The organism is Pseudarthrobacter albicanus (assembly GCF_018224015.1).
GTDB classification, from domain to species: Bacteria; Actinomycetota; Actinomycetes; order Actinomycetales; family Micrococcaceae; genus Arthrobacter; species Arthrobacter albicanus.
In genome coordinates this window covers 83,888-103,887 of sequence record NZ_JAGPOT010000004.1, presented here as the reverse complement: position 1 = coordinate 103,887, position 20,000 = coordinate 83,888, and the positions used below count along the sequence as shown (strand labels likewise).

14 protein-coding genes and 1 pseudogene are annotated in these 20,000 nt (G+C 66.9%); 8 read left to right on the top strand and 7 right to left on the bottom strand.

Annotated elements, in window-relative coordinates; genetic code table 11:
• Positions 1–32: 32 nt before the first annotated feature.
• Entirely contained in the window at positions 33–932 is a 900-nt protein-coding gene (locus J9611_RS01615) for an MSMEG_6728 family protein (protein ID WP_211877082.1), read from the bottom strand.
• 146 nt (positions 933–1,078) lie between these two features.
• Here J9611_RS01615 and J9611_RS01610 point away from each other — a divergent pair, with 146 nt between their 5' ends.
• Positions 1,079–1,651: a hypothetical protein gene (locus J9611_RS01610; RefSeq protein WP_211877080.1), complete on the top strand. Its 573-nt coding sequence runs from the start codon at positions 1,079–1,081 to the stop codon at positions 1,649–1,651.
• Positions 1,652–1,820: 169 nt separating this feature from the next.
• Here J9611_RS01610 and J9611_RS01605 read toward each other — a convergent pair.
• Positions 1,821–4,259, bottom strand: a pseudogene (locus tag J9611_RS01605) (excinuclease ABC subunit UvrA).
• Between the two features lie 48 nt (positions 4,260–4,307).
• Here J9611_RS01605 and J9611_RS01600 point away from each other — a divergent pair.
• Positions 4,308–5,426: an adenosine deaminase gene (locus J9611_RS01600; RefSeq protein ID WP_246527221.1), complete on the top strand. Its 1,119-nt coding sequence runs from the start codon at positions 4,308–4,310 to the stop codon at positions 5,424–5,426.
• 21 nt (positions 5,427–5,447) lie between these two features.
• On the opposite strand, the gene J9611_RS01595 is transcribed toward J9611_RS01600, so the two are convergent.
• Entirely contained in the window at positions 5,448–6,332 is an 885-nt protein-coding gene (locus J9611_RS01595; RefSeq protein WP_211877078.1) for a carbon-nitrogen hydrolase family protein, read from the bottom strand.
• Positions 6,333–6,589: 257 nt separating this feature from the next.
• Here J9611_RS01595 and J9611_RS01590 point away from each other — a divergent pair, with 257 nt between their 5' ends.
• The 3 genes from J9611_RS01590 (at position 6,590) to J9611_RS01580 (ending at position 9,688) form a co-directional block, all read left to right on the top strand.
• Positions 6,590–8,044 carry a purine-cytosine permease family protein gene (locus J9611_RS01590; protein WP_211877076.1) on the top strand — a complete coding sequence of 485 codons (1,455 nt, stop codon included), beginning with the start codon at positions 6,590–6,592 and terminating at the stop codon, positions 8,042–8,044.
• Positions 8,045–8,242: 198 nt separating this feature from the next.
• Entirely contained in the window at positions 8,243–8,878 is a 636-nt protein-coding gene (locus J9611_RS01585) for a DUF2182 domain-containing protein (protein WP_211877075.1), read from the top strand.
• A gap of 42 nt (positions 8,879–8,920) precedes the next feature.
• Positions 8,921–9,688: a DUF899 domain-containing protein gene (locus J9611_RS01580; protein WP_211877073.1), complete on the top strand. Its 768-nt coding sequence runs from the start codon at positions 8,921–8,923 to the stop codon at positions 9,686–9,688.
• A 261-nt stretch (positions 9,689–9,949) separates the two neighbouring features.
• Here J9611_RS01580 and J9611_RS01575 read toward each other — a convergent pair whose 3' ends face one another.
• From J9611_RS01575 to J9611_RS01565, 3 genes are all read right to left on the bottom strand, one after another.
• Positions 9,950–10,174 (bottom strand): DUF8691 family protein, encoded by a 225-nt coding sequence (locus tag J9611_RS01575; RefSeq protein WP_211877071.1) that lies wholly within the window; start codon positions 10,172–10,174, stop codon positions 9,950–9,952.
• Positions 10,175–10,221: 47 nt separating this feature from the next.
• On the bottom strand, positions 10,222–10,911 hold the full coding sequence (locus J9611_RS01570) for a hypothetical protein (protein WP_211877070.1): 690 nt from the start codon (positions 10,909–10,911) through the stop codon (positions 10,222–10,224).
• A gap of 128 nt (positions 10,912–11,039) precedes the next feature.
• Positions 11,040–13,634 carry a winged helix-turn-helix domain-containing protein gene (locus J9611_RS01565; RefSeq protein ID WP_246527220.1) on the bottom strand — a complete coding sequence of 865 codons (2,595 nt, stop codon included), beginning with the start codon at positions 13,632–13,634 and terminating at the stop codon, positions 11,040–11,042.
• Positions 13,635–14,042: 408 nt separating this feature from the next.
• Here J9611_RS01565 and J9611_RS01560 point away from each other — a divergent pair, with 408 nt between their 5' ends.
• The 3 genes from J9611_RS01560 to J9611_RS01550 all read left to right on the top strand — a co-directional run bounded on the left by J9611_RS01560 (position 14,043) and on the right by J9611_RS01550 (position 18,506).
• Positions 14,043–16,187, top strand: coding sequence for an amylo-alpha-1,6-glucosidase (locus J9611_RS01560; RefSeq protein WP_211877068.1), 2,145 nt, complete (start codon positions 14,043–14,045; stop codon positions 16,185–16,187).
• A 196-nt stretch (positions 16,188–16,383) separates the two neighbouring features.
• Positions 16,384–17,301 carry a pullulanase X25 domain-containing protein gene (locus J9611_RS01555; RefSeq protein WP_211877066.1) on the top strand — a complete coding sequence of 306 codons (918 nt, stop codon included), beginning with the start codon at positions 16,384–16,386 and terminating at the stop codon, positions 17,299–17,301.
• Between the two features lie 101 nt (positions 17,302–17,402).
• Positions 17,403–18,506 (top strand): alpha/beta fold hydrolase, encoded by a 1,104-nt coding sequence (locus J9611_RS01550; RefSeq protein ID WP_246527219.1) that lies wholly within the window; start codon positions 17,403–17,405, stop codon positions 18,504–18,506.
• Positions 18,507–18,618: 112 nt separating this feature from the next.
• Here J9611_RS01550 and J9611_RS01545 read toward each other — a convergent pair whose 3' ends face one another.
• On the bottom strand, positions 18,619–19,854 hold the full coding sequence (locus J9611_RS01545) for a mechanosensitive ion channel family protein (RefSeq protein ID WP_246527218.1): 1,236 nt from the start codon (positions 19,852–19,854) through the stop codon (positions 18,619–18,621).
• Positions 19,855–20,000: the final 146 nt, after the last annotated feature.

Sequence of the window (20,000 nt, the reverse complement as noted above, 5' to 3'; positions counted from 1 at the left end):
GCCTGCATTACAAGGGCGGCACCAAGGTGTCCTTAGGGTGCGGGGACCGGGAAGAACATCCGCGGATCCTGCAGGAGTGCCGGGTAATCGAAGGCCGAGCGGTCCAGGACCTCGTCCACCTTGAAGTTGCGGGCGAAGCGGCCTTCCACCGTGATGGGCCGGCCCAGGACCTTGCCCACGGCGAAGGAAGCGCCGCCCGCGAACGGGATCGCCACCACGGAGTTGCCGGGCAGCGTGGTGAAGGCTTCCTCCTGCTGCTGGCGTTTCCGGGTGGGCTTCTTGACGAGCTGCTTGGGAGGAAGCTTGCGCTGCTTGGCCGGGCGCCGGGCACCCGAATCGGCGTAGACGAACTGGTACTCGTCGTCCGCGGCTGCGGCCTTCGCGCGTCCCGCCGGCGGCAGGCTGATGGTGTCCAGCTGCTCGGGCTCGATGTCCCCGACCGGCAGGCGGAGCACCCACAGGCGGTCCCCGGAAGGATCCTGCGGCACCAGCAGGTGCTTGGGCTCGGGCCAGACGTACTCCAGGTCCGGTTCCGTGCCCGGGAACAGCGGCGAGTAGAACCGCGGATCCTTGGCGATCAGCCTGGAGCGGTGGCTGAGGTGCAGCTCGGGGTTCCCCAGCCACGGAGGCATGGGAATCTTGGCGGCATAGGCAGGGTGTGCCGCCTGGGGCGCGAATTCCATGATCTTGTCACGGGTGCTGTCCTCGCCGCCGCGGGCCGTCCATTCGTCCACCATGGACAGGCCATAGAGGGTCAGCGCAGGCACATGGCCCATCCACATCTGGACGGCAGGGTGGGACTGCCAGCCATACTCGGGGATCACCAGCGCACGCAGGATCTGCAGCGCTTCAACGCGCTGCTTGCCGAGCCGGACGCGGTCCAGAACCGCGGCGCTCTGCCGGAAATCGGGGAAGGGGAGGAAAGTCTGCATCTCTCCAGTTTGACGCCCCGCGCCTAATGCACCAATTGCGGACGGATCGGGGTGAGCGCCTTCACATTTCGAAGCACCAGCAGGCGGCACCTTGTTATGGCGGGTAGAATAGCACTAACCACCCCCTGCCCTGCGGAAGACACACCATGACACTTACACCTGAGGCGCCAGTTGCGCCCAAGTACGGACAGATGCTCGGCCCGGAAGCAAATGGCATTCTCGTGCTGGAAGAGTTCACCATTGATCCCGCGGCGGCGCGCAAGGAACAGCACGGCTTCCGCGCCGCCCTGGCCTCCGTGGCTTTGACCATGCGGCGCATCCGGGCGTTCCGGGTTTTCATCGCCATCGTGGCGATCGCCAATCTCCCCCTGTTCCTGCTCACCAGCGGCTGGCAGATCTACGTTGTGTCGCTGGCCCTCGTGGTGGCAGTCCACTACGCCGTGTCCTGGCTGAACCGCCACGAACCGAGGCTGCGGCAGCGGCAGATGCTGGAACTGCACCTCCACCGGGAGCGCAGCGACAACTACCGCAAGGTCCGCGACGGCGTGAAGTACGTCATCGACGCCCCCGCCCGGATGAACGAAAAGCTCTACCTCGAACTGCTCGCCGCCAAGCGCGTGGCCCTGAACCTGGCCATGGGCACCGTGGCCCTGCTCGACACGAGCGACGACGCCGCCTGGAAAGTACGGATCGTCCGCGAACTGCCCCGGACCGCCTGAAATCCAGCCGCCTGAAAACCAGCTGACTGAAGTCCGGTTGCCTACCGTCCGGTAGAACGCCCCAAGCAACGACGCAGGAGCCCTCCCCGTGGGAGGGCTCCTGCGTCGTTTTTTGTGCGTGGCGCTACGAAGGGAGCTGCAGCAAGGCTAAGGCAGGCCCGGACCGCTATCAAGACGTTATGTTCATCGTCTTTTCGTGGCGGGGTCCAGCCTGGAGCGCCGCCGCGAGATACGGCGCCGTCCGGCTCTTCGTGGAACGGGCGACGACGGCGGGCGTCCCGGTGGCCACGATCCTGCCGCCGGCGTCGCCGCCGGCAGGCCCCAGATCGATCACCCAGCCGGCGGCGGCCACCACATCCATCTCGTGTTCCACCACAACCACCGTGTTGCCGGCGTCCACGAGCCGGTGCAGCTGTGCCATCAGGAGTTCGACGTCGGCCGGGTGCAGGCCGGTGGTGGGCTCGTCCAGCAGGTACAGCGAGTGGCCGCGCTGGGCGCGCTGCAGTTCGGTGGCGAGCTTGATGCGCTGGGCTTCGCCCCCGGAGAGTTCGGTGGCGGGCTGGCCCAGCCGCAGGTAGCCCAGGCCCACCTCGCGCAGGGTTTTCAGGCTGCGCGCTGCGGCGGGGACGCCGGCGAGGAACCCTGCGGCCGCGTTCACCGTCAGGCCCAGCACTTCGGCGACGTTCTTGCCCCGGTACGTGACCTCCAGCGTTTCGGGGTTGTAGCGCGAGCCGTGGCATTCGGGGCAGGGGCCGTAGCTGCCGGGCAGGAACAGGAGTTCGACGGCGACGAAGCCCTCGCCCTGGCACGTTTCGCAGCGTCCGCCGGCCACGTTGAAAGAGAATCGTCCGGCGCCGAAACCGCGGGCGCGGGCCTCGTCCGTGGCCGCGAACTCCTTCCGGACGGCGTCGAACAGTCCCGTGTAGGTGGCGAGGTTGGAGCGCGGGGTCCGGCCGATCGGCTTCTGGTCCACCGTGACGAGCCGGTCCAGCTGCTCCAGCCCGGAGACGGGTCCGACGGTCAGCGGCCCGCCCAGCTCACCGGCGTCGGCGTCGGCGTCGGCGTCTGGATTAACCAGGGACGTCCGGTCCGCCGTTTGAGCGTCCGCTGCGGCGTCGGGATGCAGTTGCCCGCCGACCACCTCGGCGAGCACATGACTGACCAGTGTCGATTTACCGGACACGCCGGTGACTGCGGTCAGGACGCCCAGCGGGAAGTCGGCGTCGAGCCCGCGCAGGTTGTGCCGGCTGATGTCCCGCAGTTCCAGCCAGCCGGCAGCTTCCCGGCGGACGCCGCCGCCGGTGCGGGAACCAACGCCGGCGCGGGAACCAACGCCGGCCGGAGGGGCTCGGCGTCGGCGGGGTGCAGTCCGGCCGAGGGCTCGTCGAGCACGTAGATCACGCCGAACAGGCCGGAGCGGAGCTGGGTGGCGATCCGGAGGCGCTGCATCTCGCCGGGGGAGAGCGTGGGGGTGGAGCGGCCCAGGGCGAGGTAGCCCAGCCCCAGGTCCAGGAGCACCGTGACCCGCTGCAGCAGGTCCCGGGTGATGGCGACGGCCACCTCGTTGCCTTCGCCGGAGGACTGCTTGCGGGAGGCGGTCCCGGCTGCCGTGAGCTCCGTGGTGGGGCGGATGATCTCCGCGAGTTCGGTCATCGGCACGGCGTTGAGCCCGGCGATGGTCTTCCCGGCGAAGGTCACGGCGAGGGCGGCGGGGGTCAGGCCGCTGCCGCCGCAGCGCGGGCACGGTCCGGTTTCCATGAAGCGCAGCACCTTCTCCCGCATGGTGGTGCTCTGGGAATCGGCGAGGGTGTGCAGCACATAGCTCCGGGCGCTCCAGAACCGGCCCTTGTACGGCTTGGCGACGCGGTCGCGCTGGGGCGTCACCTCCACCACGGGCTGCTCTTCGGTGAAGAGGATCCAGTCGCGGTGTTTCCTGGGCAGCTTCCGCCACGGGGTGTCGACGTCGTAACCCAGGTGGGTGAGGATGTCGCGCAGGTTCTTGCCCTGCCAGGCGCCGGGCCAGGCCGCGATGGCGCCGTCGCGGATGCTCAGCGAGGGGTCCGGGACCAGGGAGGCTTCGCTGACGGTGTGCGCGACGCCCAGGCCATGGCATTCCGGGCAGGCGCCAGCCGCGGTGTTCGGGGAGAAGGCGTCCGAGTCCAGCTGGCCAGCGCCGTCGGGGTAGCTGCCGGCCCGCGAGAAGAGCATCCGCAGCGGGTTGGACAGCGTCGTCACCGTGCCGACGGTGGACCGCGAACTTGGGCGTGCCGCGGCGCTGTTGGAGTGCGACGGCGGGCGGCAGCCCGGTGATCTGCTCCACCTTGGGATTGTGGCCCTGCTGGATGAGCCGGCGGGCGTACGGCGCCACGGATTCGAAGTAGCGGCGCTGGGCCTCGGCATAGATGGTGCCGAAAGCCAGGGACGACTTGCCCGAGCCGGAGACTCCGGTGAACGCCACGATGGCGTCGCGGGGCACGTCCACATCCACGGTGCGCAGGTTGTTTTCCCGGGCGCCGCGCACCCGGACAAAACCATCCCTGGGGTGGCCGGGAGCCAGCGTTGGCAGGGTCATGGCAGCGGAATCAGAAGCATGCTGTTCACTTTGCATTGCTCCGACTCTAGCGGCGCCGGCGCTCCCGGGCATTATCCTTGCCGGATGGAACCTTACGACGGCGGCGCTGGCGCCGGCACCAGCGATCCCGGCACCGGCAGCACGGGCAGCACCGGCCCGGGCAGTACCGATCCCCACCACGCAACCGAGCTGGAGGCGGACGTCCCCGCAGCCGTCAAGGGCGCGCTGCCGGTGGCCGAACTGCACCTGCACATCGAGGGGACGCTGGAGCCGGAACTGATCTTCGCGCTCGCGGAGCGCAACGGGATCCGGCTGCCGTACGCGGACCTGGACGAGCTCCGCGGCCGGTATGAGTTCACGGACCTGCAGTCCTTCCTGGACCTGTACTACGCCAACATGGCGGTGCTGCGGACCGAGCAGGACTTCGCCGACATGACCCGGGCCTATCTTTCCCGGGCTGCGCTCGCCGGGGTGCGGCATGCCGAGATCATGCTGGATCCGCAGGCGCACCTGTCCCGCGGGGTTTCCCTGGCGACCTGCGTGAACGGGGTGGCGTCGGTGCTGGCGACGTCCCGCGAGGAGTTCGGCATCTCCACGCTGCTGATCGCGGCGTTCCTGCGGGACCTGTCCGAGGAGTCCGCGCGGGACGTGCTGGAGCAGTTGCTGGCGATGGACGCGCCGGTGGCCGGGATCGGCCTCGATTCGGCGGAGGTCGGCAACCCTCCGGCGAAGTTCGAGCGGCTGTTTGCACGGGCCAGGGAGGCCGGGCTGCGGCGCATCGCCCACGCCGGCGAGGAGGGCCCGCCGTCGTACATCATCGAGGCGCTGGACGTACTGGGTGCGGAGCGGATCGACCACGGCATCCGGTGCCTGGAGGACCCGGAGCTCGTGGAACGGCTCGTCGAGGACCTCACGCCCCTCACCGTCTGCCCGCTGTCCAACGTCAGGCTCCGGGCCGTGGACACCCTGGCCGACCACCCGCTGCCGGCGATGCTCGCGGCGGGGCTGAACGTCAGCGTGAACTCGGATGATCCGGCGTATTTCGGCGGCTACGTGGATGACAACTTCGCCCAGCTGAAGGCGGTGATCGGCCTGTCCGAGTTCGACTGCGTGCGGATGGCGGCCAACTCGATCCGGTCCTCCTTCGCGAGCGAGGAACGCAAGACAGAGCTGCTGGCCGAGCTGGCGGAGTCGGGACACTGACAACAAGCCGCCACCAGCCAGCTAGGGCTGGCTATTCGTGTGGGCTTCCGGTGTCCAGTTGGCGGGGTTGATCCGGCCGCCGTAGATGGGGAGCTCGATGGGAGGTTCATCCGCCCTGAACTGGGACCACATCCGGTTCAGTCCGGCGGTACCGCCTGAACGGACCCGGCCCGGATGCCCCATGTCAAGCTCGGTAGACAGCACGCAGGGGGCATCGTCCGGGGCTTCTGACAGGACAGCGCCCTCGGGGTCCACGATGATGCTGCGGCCCTGTCCGGTGGGTCCGGCGGCGTTGATGCTAATCATGAATACCTGGTTGACGATGGCATTGGCGCGGGCCAGGATCAGTTCCTGGGCGCGGTCCGGGGTGGTGGTCTTGACGACATTGATGATGACATCTGCCCCCATCCAGGCCAGTTGCCGGGTGACCTCGGGGAACCATGCGTCGTAGCAGATGGACAGGCCGGCCCTGCCGAATCCGGGTAGATCGACCGTCACAAATTTGTCTCCCGGGTCGTAGGGTTCGAACGGGCGCCAGGGGAAGATCTTCCGGTAGCTGGCCGCCAGGACGCCGTCGGGGGAGAGGACCAGGGAGGTGTTGAACAGCTGGCCTTGGGGCCCGCGTTCGCAGATACTCCCGGGGACCAACCAGAGCTTGAGGTCCCCGGCGAGTTGCCTCAACTCATTAACGAGCGGCCCGTCGAGAGGCTGCGCGGCTTCCTGGAGCGCTTCGGATCGTTGCCTGTCGGGGATTCCATCGGCGAACAGGTGAAGTTCCGGAAAAACCATCAGCTGCGTTCCGGGGTTCTCCGCCATGACGCGGGCGACTTCACCGGCGAACTCGGAGAGGGGTTCACCGATCGGCCGCGGAGGGGCCTGGACGGCTGCGAGGACGAGATGGGACATATTGGCGGTCACCTTCGAACTGACGGTGATGGGCGGCGGTCGACGGCGGTACCGGCTCTCACCCCGGGCTGTGGACATTCGCACAAAAAGAGGCCCATGATTCTGTCTATGGGCAAAGGCATGACTCGAGTTTAGTCTTGTCCACGACCTGCATGTGATCCGCTTCACTAGATCTTGGCGCCGGCGCGGGTTCCGGGCGCTGCAGCCTTCGATACCGCGGCGATGCCGGCGGCATCGCACGTTCTAGGAGACATGTCATGAGTGCAGCCACGGGTCCGGTGACGGGCCGTCGACTGGAAGTCCGGTCGATCGACTATGTTCCTCTCAACGAGAGGCATGGAAAGGTCTCGCACATCGGGCCGCTTTGGTTTATGAGCAACGCCCAGATAGCCACGCTCGCGGTGGGGCTGATCAGCATCACGACGGGCGGGAACCTGATCTGGTCGTTGATCGCGATCGCGATCGGCGTGCTGGTGGGCACCCTGTTCATGGCGGCGCACTCCTCGCAGGGCCCGCAGCTCGGATTGCCTCAAATGATCCAGTCCCGTCCGCAGTTCGGGTACGTGGGGGCTCTGCTGGTGTGGCTGTTTGCCTACCTGCAGTACGCGGGATTCAACGTCTTCAACACAGTCCTGGCCGGCCAAGCCGCGGCCGGGTCCCTTCACATCGGAAACGAAACGCTCTGGTTCTGGGTCGTCACGATTGTCGCCGCGGCCGTCGCGCTGTTCGGCTATGACCTGATCCACGGCTTCGAACGCTACCTGACATACCTGACCATCATCATGCTGGCGCTGCTGACGGTGGCGGTTCTCACCCACCTTAACCTGCCCGGCGGCGCATTCGATCTGGCCGATTTCCATCTCGTCCCGTTCCTCGGGCAACTGGGCGTGGCCGCCGGTTACCAGATTTCCTGGGCCATATACGTCTCGGACTATTCCCGCTACCTCCCCCCGGAATCCGCCCGCGGGACGTTCCAGTGGACATTCTGGGGGAGCGCCCTGGGCGGTATCTGGGTCATGTTCCTGGGCTCATTCATCGCCGCGGCAGCCGGCAAGGACTTCGAGACCATCGGTTCGATCCAGGACACTGCCGACAAGCTGTTCCCGGGCTTCGGATCGATCGCATTGTTCATCGCAGCCCTCGGGCTCCTGTCCGTCACGGCGCTGAACATGTATGGCGGATCCCTTACCCTGATCTCCTCCATCGACAGCCTGCGCCGTATCCGGCCCACAATCAGAATCCGCGTCGTCACCATCGTGATCACCGCGGCCATCTCCCTCGTCTTCGCCAACATCGCATCCGCCGATTTCCTCGCCAACTTCAACGACTTCCTGCTGCTGGTGCTGTACTTCTTCATTCCGTGGACAGCCGTCAACCTCACCGACTACTTCATCGTCCGCAAGGGCCACTATGCCATCGCGGAGATTTTCCACCCCCACGGCATTTACGGACGCTGGGGCTGGCCCGGAATCACCGCCTACCTCGTGGGTTTCGCGGTCATGATTCCCTTCTTCTCCGCCGGAAAACTCTTCGTCGGACCCGCGGCCGAAGCGATGGGTGGCGCTGACATCTCCCTGTTCATCGGCCTGCCGGTCTCAGCCTTCCTCTATTGGGTACTCACCCGCCACATCGACACGGCCGCGGAAACACGGCTGGCCCAGACCCAGGCAACCGAACTTGAGGAAGCCGCGAAAATGTACGTCGAACCCTGAACCCGAGGCATGGGGCAAGCGGCGGTCATCCGCTGGCCGGGGGTCCACCGCTTTTTTAGTCGGGCGCCTGTGAGTCAGCCGCCGACACAAGTTGACTCGCCGCCGTCCAGTTGGCGCCACCTTTGATACAAGGCGACACATCTGAGGTTTCATCATGCAATCGCATCGGGGATCGGGATAAGCAGGGGGAGGGACACGGTGCAACTTCGACTCGCCGCGCTGACGACGACGCTCGGTCTCGCCGCCGCATCCTGGGTCGTCGCCGTCTGGCTGATGAACGGCATGGACATGGGCGTTGCGACCCGGCTCGGTTCGTTCACGTTCTTTGTCCCGCTGTGGGTGTCGATGATGGCGGCGATGATGCTGCCAGGCGCGGCTCCGGCAGTCGTGAGACACGCTCATGCCAACGGTCGTATGCGCGCCGTGCCGCTCTTCCTCGGGTCGTACCTTGCCGTCTGGACACTCGTGGGCGTTGCCGTTTATGCGTTGTACCGGCCGCACGAGCCTTTCGCCGCCGGTGCGATTGTGATCGGGGCAGGTGTCTACGAGTTCACGCCGCTCAAGCAGCACTTCCGCCGGCGCTGCCGCGAGAGCGTCGGCTCTGGATTCGAGTTCGGGCTCTGTTGCGTCGGCTCGAGCATCGGACTGATGCTGATGCTGGTGGCGCTGAGCGTCATGAGCGTCACCTGGATGTCCATGATCGTCGTCCTCGCCCAGAAGCTCCTGCCCGCGAAAGCCGCCGTCGATGTGTCAGTGGCGCTGGCCATCGTCGGGCTTGGACTCCTGATCCTCATCGCGCCGTCGTCGGTTCCCGGACTTATGCCCTCAAGATGAGGCACCATCAGGCTGGTGCAACACGCAAGAAGGAGAGAGACAATGACCAATCACAAGACCGGAACACGTGAAGAGTGGCTTGCAGCCCGGCTGGAGTTGCTCGACGCCGAGAAGGCGCTGACGCGGCGTGGCGACGAACTGGCGCGGCAGCGGCAGGATCTGCCCTGGGTCCGCATGGACAAGGAGTACCGCTTCGAGACCGACGACGGCGCAGCGTCCCTGGCCGATCTGTTCCGGGGACGGTCGCAGCTGCTCATCTACCACTTCATGTTCGGGCCCGACTTCGAGGCAGGGTGCCCGTCCTGCTCGGCGATCGCGGACGGTTTCGAAGGCTCCGTGGTCCACTTCGCCAATCACGACGTGTCGTTCTTCGCGGTGTCGCGGGCACCGCTGGCGAAACTGCAGGCGTACAAGCAGCGGATGGGCTGGCGCTTCCCCTGGGCGTCGTCGTTCGGCAGCGACTTCAACTACGACTTCCACGCGGCGTTCACGAAGGAGCAGTGGGAGTCGGGAACCATCGAGTACAACTACCGCGCGGCGGACTTTCGGGCGCCGGCCGGCGAGGACGGGTCCGGGCTCGACGACTTCGCGTTGAGCGTTGTCGGAACGGACTGGGCGACGTACCGGCAGGAAGAGCACGGAGTGAGCGCGTTCGCCCTCGAGGACGGCGTCGTCTACCACACCTACTCCGCCTACGCGCGCGGCGTGGACTCCCTCTGGGGCATGTACCAGTGGCTCGACCGCGCGCCGCTGGGCCGCAACGAGACCGGCTTCTGGTTCCGCCGCCACGACGAGTACGACAGCCAGTGACGCGTGCGGAAGGCTGCGTCCATGTTCGACGCCGGACCGGCCGGCAGTTCTGTCCCCAGACTCCGCGGCCCGCAAGGGTTGAGAGAGGATGTGAGACACCGAAGACTGAGAAGGCTCGACCAGGTGGCAGGTGCGCAACATCCACGGTCATCGACCAATGATGTGTGCTCTACGACGTTGAGGACCGCCGCTTCCATGCCGGTGGGGCTCTCAGCTCAATCTTGCGGTGGTACCTCATCGTCTCTATCGCCCCTGGTGTGCTCAACGTATGGCCTCCACAGAGATCAGGGCGACGCCGAGGTCGCGGACCTTTGTGAGTAGCCCGTGCAGGGCCGCTTGGTCGGTGACGACACCGGTAAGGCTTGTCGTGCCGTCGCTTTCGCGGGCCAGGGTGAGGTCACCGAACCAGGCAGACCAGTGGTCGTCGAGGTGCCCGTCGACCCGAATCCGGTAGCCGGCGGGCACTAGTTTGGGGGACTGGGTCATGAGGACCCGACTTCCGCCGTCGCCCCGCTGATTCGGCTGCTGCTGTGTCACTTGGCGCCGGCCGGGTCCAGCGGCGGGCTGACAGTGCTGGGCATGGGCCGAGCGGCCGCGGCGCGCTGATCGCGCCACAAGGAGTATCCGAGGCCGATCAGGGCGACGCCGGTGGGCACGGCGAACAGCCTTTCGTTGATCTGGGGCAGCAGGGGGATCGCGATGGTTGCGGCGGTGCCACCGGCGAGGAGCGCCGCAGCCCAACGGGCGAGGATGTTGGTGCGGAAGAGCGCGATCCCGAAGACGAGGCCGCCGGAGATATATGCCAGGCCGGAGATCAGGCTGAGGGCCTGCATCAGGCCGATGTCGCCGGTCGCGTGACCGCCGGTGGCAACGGCCAGGACGTCGTTGACGTAGCCGGGTGCACTGTGGGCGATGGATGGGAGGACGACTAAACCGATGACTTCGATGCTCATCATGATGAGGTAACCGGCGCCGAACAGGAGGTACCCGAGCAGGCCGAGCATCCCGGTTTGCTTCACCTGGCGCAGGTACATGCCGGTGATGCCGATGAGCGACAGGGCGGCCATGAGGACCTTCAGGGCTTGGCGGACCGTCCATTCGGTCGTGGTGACGAAGGTGGCGTCCAGGTGGGGGTGGTTGATTTGGATGCCGATGAACAGCAGGCCCGCCGCGACGGCGCCTAAGCCTGCCGCGCGGGTGAGTTTGGTGGTGGTGATGGACATGTCCGGCTCCCTGGTTCTGGGTGTCCGTGGCTGGGCGCCGCGGGATGACTCCAAGGTAGGGGCGGATTGGGTGACCCGGCATCACCCTGCGATGTGACCGGGAGGGTGAGAACCCGAGGCTGGCCAGGTTACATCAGACCGCGTTCGCGGGCCCGTAGGACCGCCGCCCGGCGGGTGGTGACTTCGAGCTTGGTAAAGATGTGCCTGGTGTGGGTCCGCAGCGTGTTGTGCGAGATGAACAGCTCGCGGGCGATCTGCGGCCCGCTCAGCTCACTGGCGAGGAGCCTGAGCACCTGCAGTTCCCGTCCGCTCAACGGGTCCGCCGTCGAGAGCGGGCGCTGCCCTGGGCCGGGGGCCTGCGCTTCGGCCGATGCACCGAGGCCGAGCAAGCGGTGCGCGTGGTTGCCGGCGATACCGTGGCGTGTGGCGTCGCGCAGCAGCCCCATCATGGGGGCACCCTCGTCCAGGAAGAGCCGCACGTACTCACCTGATTCGGGGGCCTCGGCCAATGACCGGCCCAGCGCCTCGCGGGCCTGCGGCCGGTGTCCCTGCGCCGCATGCGCAAGAGCCTGCAGCATGCGGATCTCGACCAGACTTCCGGCTCGTCCGGATGATTCGGCGTCCTCAGCCAGCCGGTCCAACAGGCGGCGTGCATGGTCCAAGGCTCCTGCGTCGGGGTATGAGCGGTGCTGCGCAATGAGCAGTCGCACCAAGGTGAGGTGGTCGAACTCGCTCAGGTAGCTGGCATCGTCCGTGACGGACACGCCTCGGTCATGTGCCCAGTCGGCGGCCTCTGACATCCTGCCCGCCGCGATCCAGACCCGGGCCTTCATCGCGGCGATAGGGCGTACGTCCGGGAAGAACCCCGGCCGGTAGATCTGCTCCGCTTGGTCCAGGAGGTTGATTGCGCTCTCCGGGCTTCCCTCGGCTTGGGCGATCAGTCCACTTGCCACGAACCATCGGTAGCGGCTTTCGGTCATCGCAGCGCGCTCGAGGAACGCTGCGGCGGTCTCGAGGTGTCGTTTGGCGCTGCCGAGGTCTCCGGCTTCGCAGTCGATCTCACTCAGCCCCACGTGCAGGTCTGCGGTTGCCCGCGCCACTGACTCGCCCTGGGCCTCGGCCAGCCGCAGCGCGCGTTGGTAGAGCCGTCGTGCCTTGCCGGGTCGGCCTGCCGCCAGCCACATGTCAGCGCGCACCACCGTGCTGCTGAGCTCGTCGACCAGGTTGCCGGCTGCGTGCAGGCTGGCCACTGCCTGAGTGAAAGTCTGCAGCGCCGTAGAGACGTCTCCCTTTGCCCAGGCGGCGAGCCCCAGGAATCCGGCCGCAGCGCCCCGGGCAAGATGGTCGCCCGGACGGGCCAGGTCCAATGCGTGCCGGGCGTGCTCGGACGTGCCTGCCACATCGCCCCGTGCTTGGGCGAGCGAGGCGCGGTAGACGGCGATGGTCGCCGGCAGCGTCTGAAGCTCTTCGCTGTCAGTCCACGGGGTAGGGGATCCCTCCGGCACGGCAGCCAGCGCGCGTTCTGCGTCCTCGAATCGGGGTTCGGCTCCGTCGGGGTTACCCGAGAGCATGAGCATGAATCCGTAGAAGACACTGAGCACCGGGCTGCGCCGGACGGCGGTGTCGGGCAGCTCCTTCAGCCAGCCGAACAGCATCGCATCCTGACGATTGCGCCGGATAGAAGGGGCTGCCAGCTCCATAAGGTACGCCGCGCGGTCGAAGTCCCGGGCAGCCAATGCGTGCCGGACCGCGTCCCCTGTCAGGTCGTGGCACTCGTACCAGCCGCTGGCGCGCTGGTGCAGCAGCGGAATCTGCTCAGGCTGCTCGCTGAGCAGGCGCGCCCGCAGCACGTCGGCGAAGAGATGGTGGTAGCGGTACCATTCCCGCCGGTCGTCCATGGGGACGATGAAGAGGTTCGCGCGTTCCAGGGCCATGAGCATGTCGCTCCCGTCGTCGCGGCCAGTGACGGCGTCACAGAGCGGGCCCGTGAGACGGTCGAGAACCGCTGAGCGCGACAGGAATTCGCGAACCGGACCGGGTTGATGCTGGAGTACCTCCTCGACCAGGTAGTCGACGATGTACCGGTCGTTCCCGGCGAACCCGGCAATGAAACCGGCAACGTCCTCGCGCCCCTGGATAGAAAGCGCAGCGAGTTGCAGCGCGGCGATCCACCCTTCCGTGCGCTGCTCCAACGCCGTGACGTCCCCTGCGGAAAGGTCCAGTCCGGCCACCTCATTGAGGTACGCGGCGGCCTCCGCGGACGTAAAACGCAGTTCCGCAGCACGGATCTCGACGAGCTCGCCGCGTGCCCGCCAACGAGACAATGGCAGCCCGGGGTCGGCGCGGGTGCTGATCACCACGTGCACCTGGGGCGGAAGATGTTCCAGCAGGAAGACCATCCCGTCGCCGACATCGTCACTGTCAACCAGGTGGTAGTCATCGAGCACCAGCCAGACATCGGTCGGTGCCGCGGCCAGCTCATTCAGCACCGTGGTGAGCACAGGCTCGATCGACATCGATGAGGAGGCTATGAGCTCCAGTGCAGACGAGCCGATGCCGGGTACCGCCGGTTGGAGCGCGGACACAACGTAGGTCCAAAATGAGGCAGGATCGCTGTCCGCTGCGTCGAGCGAGAGCCACGCAATACGACGATCTTCGCCGTGCGTCCCGGCCAGCCACTCGGCAAGGAGCGTCGTCTTGCCGAACCCGGCCGGTGCAGACAACAGCGTCAGTCTCGACGCAGCCCGGCGACCAAGACGGTCAATGAGACGTGGGCGGCCCACAAGACCGCGTCGCAGCTTCGGGACGTACAGCTTCGTTGCGATGAGCGGACGCGCCATACGATCCCCGTTCCAAGGTGCACAACCATGGTCGAGGTGTGCGGCAACTATCCCCAGCGTACCGGGGCACTCGTGGTCAGGGGCATAGGGGGACCGTGAGCTGTGTTGAGGTCGGGTTGACCTGCCGGAGGTGACACGCCCTGGAGGCATGTCCGCTCCGGCGACACAACGGCCAGGGCTTGTTTTCCCAGCGGACGAGCGTCATAGTTCTGATATACGTGCCGGCCCGATGACCGGCCCTCTAGCGCCAAGCCATTGTTCGACTGCCCCATTCCAGGAGGAGCGCGAGAAATGTCGGGTTGGAACGCCGACAACGCCGCCGGCCCTCTTGGCGCCGGCGCCGTCACCATCCTTGACGGTTCCTCGTTCTGCATCACAGCGCCCAACGGTGACATGGTTCCCGGGAGCCCCCACGGCGCATTTTTCCACGATACCCGGTACATAACCGGATGGAACCTCAGCGTCAACGACGCCCAACTCGAGGCGCTTGCCGCGACAGCCCTGGAACCCTTTCGGGCGCAGTTTATCGGCAGGGTCAGCGGCCGTGCCGGCGGCGCCGACACCCCGCTGCTGATAGAGCGGGAAAGGACTATTGGTGCCGGGCTCACCGAAACCATCACAGTCGAGAACCACTCGGGGGCGCCCAAAGACTGCACGCTCGCCTTGACCGTAACTGCTGATTTCGCCGATCTCTTCGAGGTCAAGGACGGCAGGCCTGCCAGCCGAGGGAAGCAGAATGTCCGCCTGGAAGGCGATTGCCTCCTTCTTGAATCCGAATCGGGAGGCCGGCGTTATGGGCTGGCCGTCCGCTCGGAAGGCGCTGCCTTCGAGGCGCACCGGCTTGTCTTTAATCCGACAATTCCTGCCCACGGGAAATGGACCCAGACCGTCACGGCCACCCCGTACCTGAACGGTGAGGCGGTGATATCTGCGGCGGCATATGGGACTACGGGAGTTTCCTCCGAGGCGCAACGCCTCCTCTCCTGGCGGATGTCCATGCCCATCCCCAATCTCGGCGACGCCGCCGTCCAAGACACGATCCTGCGCAGCCAGGAGGATCTCGGTTCGCTCCGGATCTTCGACCCGGACCACCCGGACCGCACAGTCGCCGCCGCCGGCGCCCCGTGGTTCATGGCCCTGTTCGGGCGTGACAGCCTGATCTCATCCCTCATGTCCCTGCTGCTGGACCCGTCCCTGGCACTTGGGACCCTCCAGACGCTGGCAGACCATCAGGGGAAGGAAGTGAACCCGGCGACGGAAGAGGAACCGGGCCGTATCCTCCACGAAGTGCGCCTGGGTGCCAGCACCGAGTCCGTCCTGGGTGGCCGCAGCATTTACTACGGAACCGCCGACGCCACCCCGTTGTTCGTCGCCGTCCTCAGCGAACTGGGACGGTGGGGCCTGGAAACGGACGCAGTACACGCACTGTTGCCGGCCGCGGACCGCGCGCTTGCCTGGATTGAGAACTACGGCGACCGCGACGGCGACGGATTCGTCGAATACCAGCGGCAGACCGAACACGGGCTCATAAACCAGGGCTGGAAAGATTCCTGGGACGGCATCAACTTCGCCGATGGCAGCATCGCCCAGGGCCCGATAGCGCTCTGCGAAGTCCAGGCGTACACGTACGGGGCGTACGTGGGGCGCGCCCTGATGGCGCTGGGCGACGGCGACACAGAAACAGCCGATCGCTGGGCGGCCAAGGCCGCCCGGCTGAAGGAAGCTTTCAACGAACGCTTCTGGCTCCCGGACCGCGGCTACTTCGCCATCGCCTTGGACGGGGACAAAAAACCCGTTGATGCCCTCGCCTCCAACATGGGCCACTGCCTCTGGATGGGCATCGTGGACACAGACAAGGCAGCGCAGGTGGCCGAACGCCTGATGTCCCCGGAAATGTTCACCGGCTGGGGGATCCGCACTCTCGCGAGCAGCATGGGCGCCTACAACCCTCTGAGCTACCACAACGGGTCCGTATGGCCACACGACAGCGCGTTGGCCGCCCACGGGCTGATGAGGTACGGATTCATCGACGAGGCCCAGAGAATTGCCTACGGTCTCTTCGAGGCGGCGGACCACTTTGGAGGCCGGCTCCCGGAGCTGTTCTCCGGACTGGACCGTTCCAGATATCCCAAGCCCGTGCCGTATCCTGCGGCATGCTCCCCCCAGGCCTGGGCGGCAGCTGCCCCGATCCACCTGATCCGCACGCTGATGCGGTTCGACCCGGCCCTTCCGTGGAATGAGCTGTGGCTGGCGCCGGAACTCCCCAAAGGCTTCGGACAGTTCCGCGTGGACAACGTCCCTTTTGCCGGCAAAAGGCTCTCCATCAACATCACCCAGGACTCGGTGACTGTGGACGGGCTGCCGGAGTCCGTCCAGCTCCTGCTGGAAGCCCGACCCGCCCTGCTGGAACTGTTGAACCTGACCCGGATGAAATGACCGTCCCCGACGCCACTGGAGGCTCCGCAGGCAAAGTTTGACGGAAGCTACTGGCGGGTACCCGAGATTGGTCCCTCACTTCGCCCGTTCAGGCTGTCATAGTGGGACACGACACACGCAGTTAGCCGTTTCCGCTCGCGGAAAGGCCACATCCTTGGCAAAATGCTTGTGGATCAATTGCTTCTAAAGGAGACCCATGGGCGCGAACACCGCGGAAAACACGACCCTTCGACTGAAAGCCGTGCTGGAAGTTCTGGCAGAGGGGGTTTGGTCGGCTGAAAAGCTGAACGCCGGGGCGGTCCTGGGCGAGGCAATCGAGCGCGTGCCGCTCAATGAGCATGAGCGTGAACTGCTCAGCGGCGGCATTCCGCGCGGACACAAGACGCTGACCACGGCCACCGCCAAGCTGGTCAAGGCCGGCTGGCTCGTCAAGGGCCGTTCCGGCTGGTCCATCACCGACGACGGCCAGCGTGCCACCGTCGCGTTCGCCGAGCCTGCGGCTTTCGTTGCAGCGCTCGACGCCGGCACCCCGGTCCCGGCCGGCACCCCGCTGCCCGCGGCACCGGCGCAGAAGCCGGCTGCCAAGGCTGTCCGCAAGACCGCGGCCCCGGCCGCGTCCGCCGGGGATAAGGAAGCTCCGTCGAAAGCCACCAAGGCTGTCGGCAAGGCCGCCAAACTGATCGACGACGCCGTGGCACCCGTCGCGAAGGCCGTCCGCAAGCGCAAGGCGGCCGCCGCGGCGCAGACCCCGCCAGCAGCTGAATCAGTTGCAGGACCAGCACCGTCCGGCTCCGCCGTCAGCACCGAAACGGTCGAGCAGCCGGCGGCCGTCGCCGTCGCCGGCGATTTCAACATCGCGCTGGGTGCACCCGCCAACTGGGCACCCCAGTACGAGGAGTCCCAGATGGAACTGGACCTCGTGGACCAGCTCTGGAAGCTCGCTGCCGACGTCCCGGCCGGCTTCTATACCTTCAAGATCGCGCTTAACCGCTCCTGGGATGAGAACTACGGTGCGTTCGGCGTGTTCGACGGTCCCAACCACGAGGTGCACCACGGCGGCGGCCCGCTGGTCATCCACTACGACCACCGGACGCGCGACATCGTCCTGGGCTAAAGGTCCTGGCCTGAAGGTTCCGCGCTAAAGCGCGCCGGCAGGGTTCCGGCGGCAAGCCCGCACGCCTGGGTGGCGGCGTCCGATGGCCCTAGAATTGGGCCATGGACGCCGTCCAGGTCGCCGGTCTCCGCATCGCGTACCAGCGCGCGGGCCACGGCCCGGCGCTGGTATTGCTGCACGGGACCTACGAGGACAGCCGGGTCTGGCGGCCGCAGCTCGAGGCGCTGTCCGACGAGTTCACTGTCTTCGCCTGGGATGCACCGGGCTGTGGCCGCTCCGATGATCCTCCGCCGGACTTCTCCGGAAAGGACCTTGGCGATGCCCTGGCCGGATTCCTGCGGGAAGCCGTGCCCGGCAGGCCCAATATCCTCGGCTTGTCCATGGGTTCCGGGATCGCGCTGGAGCTTTACCGCGCCTCCCCGGAGATGCCGGCGTCACTGGTGCTGGCCTCCGCGTATGCCGGCTGGGCGGGGTCCTTGCCTCCGAAGGAGGTGGAGCGGAGGTACGCGCAGGTGCTGGCCGAACTCGGCCAACCGCCCGAACAGTTCATCCCCATCTGGCTCCCCACTTTGTTCACTTGCCGGGCCGATCCCGCCGTGGTCCAGGAAGTCAGCGCGATCATGGCCGACTTCCACCCCGACGGCATGCGGGCGCTGCTGAATGCGAGCGGCCACGCCGACTACCGGGACGTCCTGCCAGCCGTCGCGGTGCCCACGCTCCTGCTGTACGGCGCAGAGGACACAAGGGCGCCGTTGAGCGTTGCGGGAGCTGCACCAGCGGATCCCGGGATCCACACTCGTGGTGATTCCCGACGTCGGGCATCTCGCCCCCGCCGAAGCGCCGACGGCGTTCAACGCCGCGGTCCGGCGGTTCCTGCACAGCGTGGCCGGCGGTTGAGCCAGGCCTTGGTGCCGAGTTGGACTACCGAAGCCCGGCCGTCACCGGAACCGGGCCGTCACCGGAACCGGGTCGGATCCGGCCGGGGTGCGGGGCCGGGATCGGGAATCGGCAAGGGGCCCGGCGCAGGGCCGGGGGCCGGCCCGGGCACAGGACTCGGACCCGGCGGCGGGACCGGGCCGGGCTCCGGGGGAAAAGGATCGCCCGGTTCCGGCGGCGGGGTGGTGGGGCCGGGTTCCGGGGGAAACGGATCAGGTTCCCGGGTGGGTGGAATAGTCATGCCGCGCTCCCTCTGTTTGTCGGTCTGATTATCGACCAGTTCCGGCAGGCTGGGAAGGCCCGGCCGCGGCCCCCCGCAACAAAGCCCGCAAAGAGGCCCGCCGCGCCCCACCAGGGACGCGGCAGGGGAGGCTCCCGTGCCTAGTTCCGGGCGGCGATTGTCCTGTCCCGGTCCTCGAACACATCCTCGCCGGGCCCGGAGAAGGCGCGGGAACGCTGCACAGCCTCGATGGAACCGGTGAACAACTGGGAATCGTGCGGGTCGGCCGGGTGGTGCCGGGGGTGCTCGTCCGCGGCGGATGCCTTGCCGGGGCGGCCGTTTCCGGACTCGGCCCGGGACCTGGCCGGAGCCATCGTCTCGAGGCGCACGTGCGGGAGCGCCGTCGGGTGGTCCTGCTGCAGGAACAGCACGAGTTCTTCCCGGATCAGGCAGCGCAGGTCAAACAGTGAGGCGCTGTCCGCCGCGCTGACCAGGATGCGGACCCGGACAAAGCCGGCCGTCGCGTCGGTGATCTGCAGGATGCCCACGCGCTTGTCCCACAGCTCCGTTTCGGCCAGCACCGTCTTGAGCTCCGCGCGCATCGCTTCCACGGGGGCACGCCAGTCGAGGTCGAACTCCACTGTGCCCATGACCTCGGACTGGCGCCGGGTCCAGTTCTCGAACGGCGTGGTGGTGAAGTAGGTGGACGGCAGGATCAGCCGGCGGTCGTCCCAGATGTGGACCACCACGTAGGTCAGGGTGATCTCCTCGATCCGGCCCCATTCCTTCTGGACCACGACGACGTCGTCCACCCGGATCGCATCCGTGAATGCGAGCTGGACGCCGGCGAACACGTTTACCAGGGAGGTCTGCGCGGCGAGGCCGGCCACGATCGACAGCACGCCGGCGGAGGCCAGCAGTCCGGCGCCGAGGGCCTGGATCGCCGGGAAGGTCAGCATCGCGCTGCCCACCCCCACCACCACGATCAGGGCGACGCCGATCCGGCGCGCCAGGATCACCTGGGTGCGGAGCCGTCGGGCCCGGCGGTTGTCCGCCACATCCACCCGGTAGCGCATGAAGACCATGGTCTCGATAATCAGCAGCATGGTCACGGCCAGCCACGCCACCGCGGCGATGAGGCCGATCAGGAGCAGATGGTCCACTCCGTGGCGCCATTCGATGTCCCCGGCGGACACCGCGAGGGCGATCCGGACACCGATCAGGCACAGGACGAAACGTAAGGGGAGCCGGGCCATCCGCGACGTCTCGCGCAGTTCGGTTTGTTTGCGGTTGAGCCGGAGCACAATCCGGCGCAGCAGCCAGGACAGGACGAGTCCGGCGGCCACGGCGAGGGCCATGGCGAGGAAGGGCATTGCTTGAGTTAGGAAATCTTGCATCACTTAAAGGTCTAGCAAGCTTTCGCGGGCCCCTGAAATCAGACGCGTGTCAACGTGGGACCGGTCACGCCGGGGCCCCTTGGACGGAAAGCGCCCGGTGGACGGCCCGGTCGGCGGCGGCTTCGGGACCTTTGACCCTAGCATTC